Origin of the sequence: Caballeronia jiangsuensis, from assembly GCF_046030135.1 — a bacterium.
GTDB lineage: Bacteria > Pseudomonadota > Gammaproteobacteria > Burkholderiales > Burkholderiaceae > Caballeronia > Caballeronia jiangsuensis.
Window position 1 is genome coordinate 1 of the sequence record NZ_JAQQDB010000079.1, and the last position, 12,215, is coordinate 12,215.

The 12,215-nt window shown below is 57.6% G+C and carries 11 protein-coding genes; 4 read left to right on the forward strand and 7 right to left on the reverse strand.

The genetic code is table 11. From position 1 onward, the window contains the following. Positions 1-277 precede the first annotated feature (277 nt). The gene (locus PQR08_RS38090) at positions 278-1,090 is read left to right on the forward strand and encodes an H-NS family nucleoid-associated regulatory protein (RefSeq protein WP_408164374.1); all 813 of its coding nucleotides are present in this window, start codon (positions 278-280) and stop codon (positions 1,088-1,090) included. 188 nt (positions 1,091-1,278) lie between these two features. Here the strand turns inward: PQR08_RS38090 and PQR08_RS38095 are convergent, their stop codons facing one another. Next, entirely contained in the window at positions 1,279-2,502 is a 1,224-nt protein-coding gene (locus PQR08_RS38095; protein WP_408164391.1) for a sensor histidine kinase, read from the reverse strand. Between the two features lie 199 nt (positions 2,503-2,701). Between PQR08_RS38095 and PQR08_RS38100 the strand changes: the two genes are divergently transcribed. Further along, positions 2,702-3,724: an IS30 family transposase gene (locus PQR08_RS38100; protein ID WP_408164376.1), complete on the forward strand. Its 1,023-nt coding sequence runs from the start codon at positions 2,702-2,704 to the stop codon at positions 3,722-3,724. A 168-nt stretch (positions 3,725-3,892) separates the two neighbouring features. Here the strand turns inward: PQR08_RS38100 and PQR08_RS38105 are convergent, their stop codons facing one another. The 5 genes from PQR08_RS38105 to PQR08_RS38125 all read right to left on the reverse strand — a co-directional run bounded on the left by PQR08_RS38105 (position 3,893) and on the right by PQR08_RS38125 (position 7,117). Next, complete coding sequence (locus tag PQR08_RS38105; protein WP_408164378.1) at positions 3,893-4,273, reverse strand: response regulator; 381 nt, start codon at positions 4,271-4,273, stop codon at positions 3,893-3,895. Positions 4,274-5,175: 902 nt separating this feature from the next. After that, positions 5,176-5,556: a PRC-barrel domain-containing protein gene (locus PQR08_RS38110; protein WP_408164379.1), complete on the reverse strand. Its 381-nt coding sequence runs from the start codon at positions 5,554-5,556 to the stop codon at positions 5,176-5,178. 505 nt (positions 5,557-6,061) lie between these two features. Further along, positions 6,062-6,475: an Hsp20/alpha crystallin family protein gene (locus PQR08_RS38115; RefSeq protein WP_408164380.1), complete on the reverse strand. Its 414-nt coding sequence runs from the start codon at positions 6,473-6,475 to the stop codon at positions 6,062-6,064. A gap of 9 nt (positions 6,476-6,484) precedes the next feature. After that, complete coding sequence (locus tag PQR08_RS38120) at positions 6,485-6,925, reverse strand: Hsp20/alpha crystallin family protein (RefSeq protein WP_408164382.1); 441 nt, start codon at positions 6,923-6,925, stop codon at positions 6,485-6,487. Between the two features lie 45 nt (positions 6,926-6,970). Further along, positions 6,971-7,117: a hypothetical protein gene (locus tag PQR08_RS38125; protein ID WP_408164384.1), complete on the reverse strand. Its 147-nt coding sequence runs from the start codon at positions 7,115-7,117 to the stop codon at positions 6,971-6,973. A 50-nt stretch (positions 7,118-7,167) separates the two neighbouring features. Here PQR08_RS38125 and PQR08_RS38130 point away from each other — a divergent pair, with 50 nt between their 5' ends. Further along, entirely contained in the window at positions 7,168-7,551 is a 384-nt protein-coding gene (locus PQR08_RS38130; RefSeq protein ID WP_408164386.1) for a hypothetical protein, read from the forward strand. Between the two features lie 703 nt (positions 7,552-8,254). On the opposite strand, the gene PQR08_RS38135 is transcribed toward PQR08_RS38130, so the two are convergent. Continuing rightward, a complete protein-coding gene (locus tag PQR08_RS38135) occupies positions 8,255-9,844 on the reverse strand; it encodes a hybrid sensor histidine kinase/response regulator (RefSeq protein WP_408164388.1) in 1,590 nt (529 codons plus the stop codon). A gap of 381 nt (positions 9,845-10,225) precedes the next feature. On the opposite strand from PQR08_RS38135, the gene PQR08_RS38140 reads away from it, so the two are divergent. After that, positions 10,226-12,007 carry a hybrid sensor histidine kinase/response regulator gene (locus tag PQR08_RS38140; protein ID WP_408164389.1) on the forward strand — a complete coding sequence of 594 codons (1,782 nt, stop codon included), beginning with the start codon at positions 10,226-10,228 and terminating at the stop codon, positions 12,005-12,007. Positions 12,008-12,215 lie beyond the last annotated feature (208 nt).

Below are 12,215 nucleotides of genomic sequence, written 5' to 3' on the forward strand. Positions count from 1 at the left end.
TTCAACCCGCATGCCTCGTGAGCCGCGTTACCCACTCTAAATTCAAAAGAGCCGTTTGTCTAATGCTTCCTGCTGGGCACGAAGCTGTGCGATTTCAGAACTTTGATATGCCATAGGTTCGGAGAACTGTCGTCGGACTTCGATTGAAGCGAGACCAAGTAGTGGGATTGGAGATTATAGACCGCCACGCTTCGTGGTGCCTTTAGACGGTAAAATGTTGCGTACCAATTCGGTCGGCAGTGTGTCATAGTTCTCCGAGTTACACACGGAGAAGGCTATGGCGACACTAGAGCAAATCCAGGCGCGGGTGAAGAAGCTGCAAGCACAAGCGGAGGCCATTGTCGCCAAGAGCGCGCAAGCCGCTGTGGACCAGATTCGCGATTTGATGCTGAAGCACGGGCTCACTACCGCAGACATTGAAACCCGAGCGAAAGCGAAGCGAGATGCGAAAACTGACAGTCGCACTGCCGTCAGTCGAAGCGTCAAATCGTCGAGCACCAGCAAGGGCAAATTGCCTGCAAAGTACCTGAATCCAAAAACCGGTGAGACGTGGAGCGGACACGCTCGACCGCCGGCTTGGATTAAAGACGTGAAAGACCGGACGAAATTCCTCATCAATGGCGCCGGTCCCGCATCTTCAACAAAGACGGTCGGAACGACTAGCGCGAAGACTCGGATTCGCAAGGTGCAATCAAACGGTGCGCTGCCAGCAAAATATCAAGACCCAAAGTCTGGCGCTACCTGGAGCGGTCGCGGCCCTGCTCCCAAGTGGCTGGCCTCGGCGAAGGACCGAACCAAGTTTTTGATTGAACAGACATCTGCCGCCACGTCGGACGCGCCAGCGGCTCGTAAGTCGAGCACATCGAAAGGTGCGTCGAAGGTCCGTGCTGCGAGCAAGAAGGTTGGTGCCAAGAAGACGGCGGCGTCCAAGAAGTCTGCGGGCGTCAAGAAGGCCGCTACGAAGGTTTCAGGAAAGACAGGCGTCCCTGCAAGAAAGACTTCTGCTCGCAAAACGACTGGGCGCAAGGTCACGTCTACGACGACGGCGACGATGCCGGCGCCCGAGCTAGTGAGCACCGAATCCGCGTAAGATTGGCGATGGAAGCGGCACGCCTTCTTGGAGGTGCCTGTGGGTAACTGCAACGGCGTGCAGACTCGTAGTTATACATCGGACCACTCCGTGCAGAGGTCGCCGCAAGCGTCGATGCCGGCATACACGTTGGCATCAGGCGCTCACCTTAAGAATCTTTGAACGCGCGCCTCTGAATGGAATCGTCGTCAGCGCGGCGATTGTAATTCGATAGGGAACCGAATCTCGAACGTAGTGCCCTGCCCGACCCGCGACTCGAAATGGATTCGACCTTGGAGAACACGGCAAAGCTCCTTCACTATCGCGAGCCCAAGCCCGGCGCCTGGGATGTCCTCGCCCGCGGCGCGTTCAAACTCGTTGAACACTCTCTGCACATCGGACGGCGCGATGCCGACGCCCGTGTCAGACACGCATATGGACCAACCGCCGTCATCCACCTTCGCGAATCCGATTTCTATTTCGCCAGACTTTGTGTACTTTGTCGCGTTCGAGATTAGATTAAGCGCGACCTGCTTTAGCTTGAGCCGATTCGAAGTCACCGAACTCAATTCCGAATCGAAGCGCGCATGAAAACGCAGACCTTTGCCCTCGACATCCGGTCGGCTCGATGCTACTAATTCGTCAAACAGGTCATGCAATTCCACTTTCTCAACCGAGAGCGGATTGTTATCTCCTAAAACGACTGAGTACTCAACCATCTGGTCAACGAGTTGCTTCATGTCCGCTGCCTGGCGATTTGCGAGCGTCAGCGCCGCTTCAGCTTTCATCGGCGCGCGTGCTATCAACTGCAGCGCCATCGTGAACGCGTTGAGAAAATTTCTAAGGTCGTGCACTACGCTGCGCGTAATCTGCATCCGCGACTCGTGAAGGTCGCCAACCAGACGCTGCTTCAGTTCCAGTTCGTGATTCGCGCGTTCTAGCCGACCCGTATATTCGTCGACTTTCCTGTCACGTTCGTGCACCGCTTCGCGGATTGAGGTCAGAGTAACAAAACTGAGAGCATTTGCGATGAGACGCCGCGCACGCCGCTCGTGACCACGCGCGAACGTGCCGCTTGCATCAGTGTCAACGAATTCGTCGAGCGCGTCCGACAACACAAAGTGGAAAAGGTCGAGTTCGCGAACTAGCTCCTCAATTCGGTACCCTTGGCGCCATCGCACGATGCCATGCATTTTCGCATCGTGCTCCATCGCGGGCTCCACTTTTTCCACGCCTTGGGCATCAAGGGCAGCGCACAGTTTCGCGAGAATTTGAGGGAGGTGGTCAGCGAGCTGGTCGTACGTTAGCTTGTCCGCCTCGATAAGGTCGCCATCGTCGAAGACCATCTTCATCCACTTCTCAGTGAGACGAGTTTGTCCGACCCGAAGGAAATCGGCGAATTGGCGGAGCGGAAGTGCTTTTCCGTCGGACATGATAGTCAAAATCAATGCATGCTCTGTAGTCAAAGCCGCTTCCGTCGCCCTTAAATGTAGCAAAGAGGAGAAGTCGGTGACGATGCCATCTGGAAAGCAGCAGAGGAACTGTCCTCCGCCATTATAACCAACGTATGCCTGTAGAACGGGGGCGGCCTCAAATCTGAAGTGCAACACCTGTTTCGTATAAGGTGTTGCGATGCACGAAAGAACTCAGTATCAACAACTTCAACCCGAAGAGCGCCTGACCATTGCCAGTCTGCATTTGCAGGGTTCGAGTATCCGGGCCATGGCCCGGATACTCGGCCGCTCGCCAGCCACCGTAAGCCGTGAACTGAAGCGAAACGGTTCTCCTGCTGGCTACGCGTCCGTACCTGCAGAAGCGCTCAGCGCCGCACGTCGCAGTGCGGGTCGTCGTCCTACAAAGCTCTGCCCGCATGGGGTGTGTTGGCGCATCGTTCTCACCCTGCTCGAGTGGAAATGGTCACCCCAGCAGATATCGGGCACACTGAAGCGCATGTATCCGACCGACCCGACCCAGCACGTTTCGCACGAAACCATCTACACGGCCATCTACGCTCAGCCGCGCGGCGAATTGCGCCGCCAGTTGATTGCCTGCCTGCGCCACGGCCATAGCACCCGTATGTCCCGCACACGCGGCACCGACCGGCGCGGGCAGATTCCCGACATGGTGAGCATTCACGTGCGCCCGCCCGAAATCGAGGACCGCCTGCTGCCTGGTCATTGGGAAGGAGACTTTATCAAGGGCGCCGGAAATCAATCGTCTGTCGGCGTCTTGGTCGAACGGACCAGCCGTCTGGTGCTGCTCGCCAAGATGGAAGACGCCACCGCCGCCTCAGCGCTGGCGGGCTTCTCTGCCAAACTCAACTCGATTGCAGCACCGCTGCGACAAACTTTTACCTACGACCAGGGAAAAGAAATGTCGCGGCATCAAGAACTCACAGCAGCCACTGGCGTGCGCGTGTACTTCTGCGACCCACATAGCCCCTGGCAGCGCGGGACCTGCGAAAACACCAATGGATTGCTCCGTCAATATTTGCCTAAGGGCACCGACCTTTCGGTCTACACCCAGGACGAGCTCGATGCCATCGCCGACAGTCTGAACAGTCGGCCGCGCGCAACCCACGCGTTCCATTCGCCATTCGAGGTCTTCGCTGCAACACTTGCCTCAGCGAGCCAACCTCAAAGAGATAAACATTAACCGCCGTTGCACTTCGGTTTGAAACCGCCGGGCTTTACCGTATTGCCGGGAAAGCTCGTCTCACGACAGTCCGACACCAGGGAAACCTTCACGCCGGTTCAGCAGACCAGGTTCGTCACATGGACCAGGGCCTCCCTCGCCGCCGAAGAAAAAGGAATCTACGCTCGGTCACACCCCACCCGCGCCGCGAACTAAAGAGTGGACGTGCAGCAGCATAGTTTCGATTTGTACCGGTTTCTCAACAACGAGGTCCGCTATCCCTCTCGCCTCGATTCCGCGTGCGGCGGACCAAAGGATGAGGGGAACGTCGTGCAGCCGCTCATCCGCGCGGACTCGTCGGCACACTTCCAGACCATCGATTCCGGGCATCATAAAATCAGTGATTATCAAGTCCGGTATACGTGTGATTGCCTTCGCCAGACCATCTTCACCGTTTGCCGCCGACATCGCCGTAATTCCCTCCAGTTCAAGAACCATGCACCAAACGCTGCGGGTGTCATGCTCGTCATCGATGAGCAAAACGAAAGGCGGTCGTTTTATAGTGGACATTGTGCTAAACGACCATTAGTTTGTGACGCTGGCGAAGTCGCGACGACATCGCACAGCGCGCACGTTACCCTCGAATTTTGCAGCCCTAAACGGATGGCCAGCCCACGCTAGCTCAGCCGCGTTTCCCCGAGTGACGGGAAACCCAAAGTAACGCTCATATTACTGGCAAACCGGTCAGCCCGCCCGCAATATCTAACGCCGACCGGTTACGTCACCGCGGGTACCTGAGGCATGAGGGATTTCCCGCCTGCGGTCCCTTTTCCTTAGGCCGCGTTTTATCCAGCCCTGCCACAACCGCGAGGTGGTAGTCTCATTAGCGTTCTGTCGGTGGGAGATGTTGACGGCGACGTTGATTACCTCCGCCTCCGCGAGCAGAGGCAGGCATTGAACAGGTGAATGTCGCCATCACCCAGATGGATTCGGTCAAGCAGCCGAATGCGGCAATCCTTGAATAAGCATCACAGTCATTGGAAAGTCAAGCTCGGCATTAAACTGAAGCAGTTCCGTCCGTCACGCTCGGTAGCAAAACAGCCTCTCGCGCGGCGATAAGCCGGTACTTACGCTCATTAAAACCTGAACTGGGGCCGCCTCGAGGAACATAGCGGCACAGCACCGCCAAGCTTCGCCACGCGTTCGACAGCAGCCATTGCACTTCGTCGCCGATTGAAGACTGCACGGCCAGAAAAAGCACCGGGCACCCTATATTTTGGCAGCGTGGTTGGACAACACCGACTTCCAGAGCAGATAACGCTGGAACGTTCGCCGCTAAGCTAATGATACAGGCGAGGGATTTTAAAATATCTGCAGCGTCCTGCGCATCGGGTGACGAAATTTAACGGAATGCATACGAAAACTGAGCGTTAATGCGTCCAGACCACACTAATCCCATACGCACGTCGACATCACTCGTTCTCCGTGCCCTTCACACCCGCGGAAGGCCCTGATACCGACAACCAATAAGGCGGGCGTTCATAGTACTTATGCAGCGATACGCCCCATGCTGCGTCTGCCATTACCGGCCAATGATTTTTGTCGAAGCCCGGTTCCCCTTTGACGCGAGCCGCCGTCGCATGCACCCTGAAGCATTTCTGGCTCTTATTGAACGTGAGGACATTCCACGGTAAGGCTTGCAGTGTCTCGCCAATCCCGAAGAAGCCGCCGCTGGAGAGAACTGCATAAGCAATGCACGAGCTCTGGACGTCAACCACAATATGCGAAACTTTGCCGACCTTCTGCCCGTCCGAAGACAACACCGTCGTGTTTAGAAGGTCCGACGCAGCCATTAAGTCCGTCCCAAGGGGGCGGCCGAGGCTATCTCCTGCATCGAATGGTTCGCCTTCCGCTGAAGGGCGCCACCTCGTCAAGTCTCCCGTCGCCACGTTGCCTCCCCTAGCTTCGACTGAGAGACCTCAGGTCATTGGACTGCTCCAACGCCAATCCCACGACAAGAGCGGGCATGTCTGCGAACGCCATTATTTGGCCGCACATGGCGTGCCTCCCCCTCACGAATTGCCGGCGCCCAAACAGTGCCTTTTTCATTTTGAGAAACGTCGCAAGCCGGCGTCTGCTGCGCAGGCGCGTGTCTATCAGACAGAGAGACAGAACAGGTGGCCGACACGCGCGCGTGGCCCTTGTTGACGGCTTCGGGACAGTTGCGGCATCGACGCGCGCCCGTGCGGACGCACCTACGGGCGCGCAAGTGAGCTTGAGGTCCCTCTGCCGAAGTCCGTTAGCCCTCTTTTCGAATTCCGTAGCAGCGGCGCGCAACGCTTCGCCGCTACCCCCTCATTAACCTGCCGACACCTCAATCCGTCGTGGCTTCGCCTCTTCCCGGCGCGGGATTGTCAGCGTTAGCACACCGTCCTTCAATGACGCTTCGACCTTAGACGTATCGAAATCCTCGCTGATCGTGAAGGTGCGAGCGAAGTATGGCGCCCGAACTTCGGTATGTACCAGCTGCAGGTTCGAGGTCACTGGAACCACCGATTCAGCCTCAATGGTCAGACTGCCGTCATGGACCTTCACTTCAAGCTTGTCTCTCGAAACGCCAGGGAGGTCTGCCCAAAGGGTAACTTTATGAAGGTCTTCAACAATGTCGACGCTTGGTGTCAATGTTTGCCGGCGACGCGCCTCAGTCGCTTCTTGACGCGTCACGGCACCCTGGTCGCGTTCTGCGACTTGCGCGTTGTTGTTGTCGCTCATGGTGTCACCTCACTGTACGCTAATCGAGCGCGGCTTCGACGTTTCGCGCTTGCCGACTGAAATCAAAAGGCAGCCATCGATGTACCTGGCCTGTACCTTGTCCGGGTCCGCTTGCTGGGGAAGTTCGATAACTCGGCGAAAGGCCCCCCTGAAACGCTCCTGTGCATACTGTCGAGCGCCCTCGGGTAGCTGGTCATAGCCTGTGGCTCTTTCACCAGCAATCGTGAGTAATCCCTTGTCGACGGACACGTCCAATTTGCTCGTGTCCAGGCCTGGCGCGAACGCGACGATTTCGACTGAATCTTCAGTCGACCCTACGTTGATTTGCGGAAACGTTCCGACGCGCGTCGAACGAAGGCTGGTGGGGAACCCGCCAAACAGGCTGGACATCTGGCGCTGCAGACGGTCCAGTTCACTGAAGAGGTCGGGTGTATTGAATGCATCACTCATTTTCGCTCTCCTCCCGCGGCGGTAAGGGGGAGCTGCGTACGCGAATCAGCCCAGCTGCCCCATGCCGCGGACAATCAAGTTGAACCACGCAGCGCGCGCGAACTGCGAGCGGCTGCCTTGCAACGCGGAGATAGAAGCGGCATCAGCGTTTTCAAGAGTCTCCGCCAAACTTTTCTTGAGGCTTGAAAACAAGCGCTTCGTCCATATCCTCCGCGCACCTGTTTTGACTGGAGGACATCATCATGGAATTCGATACGGACTGGCGTACGCTTGGTAAGCACCGCATTCGCCGTCGCTCGACTAAGGGCTTCCCGACAGAGGTAATGCATCAACTCGCCGAAGTGACGCGGCTCGCCGTTGACAACAACATGAGTGCGCGAGCGCGCATCGTGGAAATAGTCCTACGCGAAGCGAAGAGCTACGACATCACCGTCGGTTCAACCTTGCCAGAAGACCGTATTTGCGCGCCGCAACTCGAAGCAGCCGTAGCAACAGTGATGGGGCTGCCGTCCGAGAAGGTGAATATCTTTGTGCAGACCGTCGCCCAGGAAGAGGTCGACTTGCATTTCGGCGTCTACGAGAGAATGCTGGCGGAAAAGTTTGGCGCGGCACCGCCTATACAGTGACATACACGTGCATTTATGGATGCGCGCGCCAATTATTTCAAAACGCTTATTGACCCATGGGTTCGCCGTTACTAAATTTTGGTTCGTCAAGGCAGTGTTAGCGACGGTTGGCTGTGGGACTTCACTATTGGACGTGGTACCGAAGTTGACGCGTCGCATCCATTCCATTGTGGAGAGTGCGATGACTCGGTCCGTGAAGAATCATTCGCTGAGATTTCGGCGGGTAGTCCACCAAGCGAATTCGAGGCTTGCAGATGCGCGGAACCGTTGGAAAACTTCGTGGGAGGTAGGTCTATCGAAAGTGAATAGGAAATTGGGTCGTCAGGGGCATGACAGTGCCGACAAGTCAATCGGATAACTGCGTTTTATCTCGGAGCAAAGCGCGCCCATGTTTGGGCAAGACTCCCGGCTTTAGCCGGGCAAGTCGTTTGGTATCGCCGCGAGCCGCCGTATGAAAAGCTGCGGCTCGCACTCGTGGGACCACAAACGCATGACGCTACTTCGATACCGTATCGCGAATAACCTTCCAGCACGAGTCACTTGGCTATCCCATCGATGCGCATAAATGAGCAAAGTGCATCGCCGACCGCTTCGAAAATCGAATGAACTCACGTTTCGGTCGGACGAACGAACAAGCTGTCCGGGCGGCTTCGTAAGAAGGCCGTACGTTTACTCCTACATAGGCCGGCAGTCGACTTCAGAATCACTCTGCCGCTCGAGTCGGAACGCTTTCTCGAATCCTATCGTCCGCGAGTGCGAGGACCGATTCTAGCTCAGCTAAGCCAACCGGTTTCGTCAAGTGCGCATCGAAGCCTGCAGCTCTGGTTCTTTGGCGGTCCTCTGTCTGGCCAAACCCGGTTACTGCTGCAACGACAAGCGCATCGTTGCGTGCAACTTCACGCAGGTGCCCTATAGCCTCGTAACCCGTCAACAAGGGCATAGAGAGGTCAAGTAGGACCAGGTCTGGACGAAATGACGCTGCTATGTCTATGGCCTGTGCGCCGCTATAAGCTTTTAAGGCGTTGTGACCCAGGGCCTCCAGAAGCATCTCCATGCTGTCTGCCGAGTCGTGATTGTCATCCACCACCAAAACTTTTATCGGCCGTGCGTGCGACCGTGCTAGTCGCGTTTCGGGACTTGCGAACTTCGGGTTCTCTTTGTACGCGGGTAGCCAAACGGTAAATTTAGTGCCGCGGCCGCGCCCGGAGCTCAGAACCTCGATGCTACCGCCGTGGAGTTCAACAAGTGAGCGCGCCAAAGTCAGCCCAATACCGAGGCCACCCTCTTCCATGGCCGCGTCAGCATCCTTCTCCTGCGCAAACAGGTCGAATACCAGGCCCAGTGCCTCGGGCGCTATCCCGCGACCGTTGTCCTCGATGGAAACCGAAATCATCCAATCCACGTGCAGCGCCTCAAGCTGAATGAGCCCGCCCGCCTGTGTATATTTCGAAGCGTTATCTAAGAGGTTGTGAATAACCTGAACGAGCCGTGTGATGTCGCCGTTGACGATAATTGGCTCGTCTGGCATACGGACATCGAGCGTTTGGTCTTTGGCTTCTACCTTGGGCCGCACCGCTTCGACCGCGCGGTCGATGACGTCTTGGATGGCAACGGGTGCCGGCGTCACTCGAACTTTCCCCGTGGTAATCCGCCCGGCATCAAGAAGGTCGTCGACGAGTCGGGTCATGTGCGCGAGCTGCCGGTCAACGATGTCACGGGTGCGGCGGAGGATGTCTGCAGTTGGGAGCGACTGCTGTTGGAGAAGCCCGACTGCGTTGCGTATTGGGGCCAGCGGGTTCCTCAGCTCGTGCCCCAACATCGCGAGGAATTCGTTCATCCGACGGCTTGACGCCTCCAGTTCCTCCAGCCTACGTCGTTCCGTCATGTCGCGGACAACTTTAGCGAAGCCGAGCAGTCGGCTATCCCCGTCACGAATAACGGAGACGACGATGCTGGCCCAAAACAGAGAGCCATCCTTGCGTACACGCCATCCCTCTTCCGAATACTGTCCGCTACTGAGCGCCCGACGCAGCACCTCCTCGGGCCGACCTTTAGCACGTTGGTCCGGCGTGTAGAAAACGGAGAAGTGCCGCCCGATGATTTCGTCGGCGGAGTAGCCCTTGACGCGCTGGGCACCCGGGTTCCACGTGGTTATGATTCCAGTTTCGCTGAGCCGAAAGATGGCGTACTCGCGGACTGAATTAACGAGCAGCCTGAACGTCGCATCGTCGGTCGGCGTCCCGTTGCTGCCAACCCCTGAAAGCCAGTTCGACGAGCCGTCGACGTCGTTCATCACTTTGCCCTGTTGTAGGTTTAGAAGTCGAAGTTCGCAGGGGCGAGCTGACGTCGCTCGTGGGCCGAGCCATCTGCCGGAACACGGTGGCGCGACTGAGACCGGATGGATGGCCACGGTGAAACTATTGAAGCAATCGTCGTGCCTGAGCTTTGGAAACGGGGCCTCTGCGCTGAAACGTTCTGCCAGCACCCTGCGCGCGCTCCTCTGCGGGCCAGACCTCGTGGCGTGTACCCAATGTGGCGCGCGAGACACCTGTTCCATGCTGGCTCGCGGTGTCAATATTGTTCGACTTTTCTACGCACTGAGCGGCGCACAATGATTGCGCAACGCCTAGAATTAAAAGCGCGCCCACTGCCTTCAGCCTGATAAGAGCTAAACATGCAGGAGCCGTCTGAAATTCCCATGGTCGAGCGCGTCCAGCGCACGGGTTCAGTCGTCACTTTAGAGCTTGACTCCCGTCCCCGACGTTCCCCCGACTACGCTGCGGAAAATGCGGCTCTGCACGCGCTGGCTAGAGCATTTACTACGTCTCAGAGCGCGATGCTGCAGACGTTGGTTGACACAGCCCTCGCCCTATGTCGCGCTGGTAGCGCTGGAATCAGCCTTCACGAAAAGCAGCCAGGCCATCCGGAGACTTTTCGTTGGATTGCCGTGTCCGGTCGCTGCGCTGGGCTCGTCGGCCACGTCATCCCTACCGACGAGAGCCCCGGCGGCCTGGCGTTCCGCCTAGGCGCGCCTCAGCTCATATCATCTCCGAAGCGGGTTTTCCCGTGCCTTTCGGTCATTGAGCCAGATGTCACCGAAGAGCTCGTTGTACCGCTCCCCGGCACAGCCGGTCCGAAGGGAGCGCTTTGGGTCCTCTCTCATGAAGGCGAGATACAGTTTGACAGCGAGCATCGTCGCATCCTGACGAGCCTGGCCGACTTTGCGGTCGCGGCCTTGCATGTTGCGGACGCGAAGGCCGACGCTGAAGCGCGCGCGGAGGAAGCCGAAGCGGCCAGAAAATCGCTGCTGCAGGTCGAGGCCAACAAAGACAATTTCATCGCAACACTAGCCCACGAACTGCGTTGTCCACTTGCGCCCATCGATGCAGCGCTGGAGGCAGCACAGAAACTCGCGGCCGGAAATCCCGCAGTGCTTTCGGCACTTGCCCTCGCGCATCGTCAGGTTCAGCAGATTAAACGCCTCGTGAGTGATTTGCTCGATGCGTCGCGCGTCCGGCACGGCAAGCTCTGTGTCAACCTCGGTTACTGTCTGATTGGTGACATTGTCAAGGATGCCATGGCCGCCGTCGGCGAGGATGCGAGGAGGCGTAGACAACATTTGAGCGCAACGTTGCCGCCTTACCGGGTGACGGTGTATGCCGATTCGGCTCGGCTGACGCAGATTGTCTGCAACGTACTGTCCAACGCGGTGAAATATACGCCTCCGGGCGGCGGGGTGAGCGTGCTCGTTGAGGCACCCGACGCAGACGCGATGGCCGGCGACGAGCAATCGAGATGGGATGTCGTCATTTCGGTGACCGACAATGGTATCGGCATCGCACCAGACCTATTGCCGCGGGTCTTTGAGTTGTATGCGCAATCTCCCTACCTCGGAATGCGTGCTGAAGGGGGCTTGGGCTTAGGTCTTTCCGTCGTGAAATATCTCGTCCAAGCGCATCATGGCACTGTGACAATCTCGAGCGGTGGTGAAGGCAAAGGAACCTGCGTCACAATGCGGATGCCCATCGTATGCAAAAGCGGCATCGGGCATTCTGCTCCGACCACTCACGGCATTCCGCCTGCCCGAATCTTGTTGGTCGACGATAGCTGCGATGCGACCGAGGCGCTCTCGATGTTATTGGCGCTCGATGGTCATGAGGTGCGGCGCGCACAAAGCGGCTTCGAAGCGCTGTCTATCGTTGATTCATTCACACCGGACGTCGCTTTGATTGATGTTCACATGCCGAGCATGGACGGTCCGACGCTCGCCGGTCTGCTCAAGCAGCATCCCCAGTGTTCGATGACTCGACTCGTGGCCCTTACCGGAGACGCCGCGCCGACCGAGCGCCAAGATGGAGTATTCGACTGCTACCTTGTCAAACCGCCGGCGCTCGAGGACCTGAACCATGTGTTGCAAGCCAACCAGCCGCCGCGACCGCTGGCTGACAATAGCTGAATAATTGTTGCTGTGTTCGCATTGCCTGGAACGCGGTTGACGTTGTGGTGCGCGCCTGCGAGCTGCTGCCTCGTGAAGACTGTTTCCGCCAATATCGGAAGGTAGCTCGTTCGACAGACGAAGCTGACACTGCTTTCTCGGCGCGGTCGGGTACCAGTGCACCACGAAACGCGGCTCATACCCTGGGTACCCAAGGGCCCAGTTATCC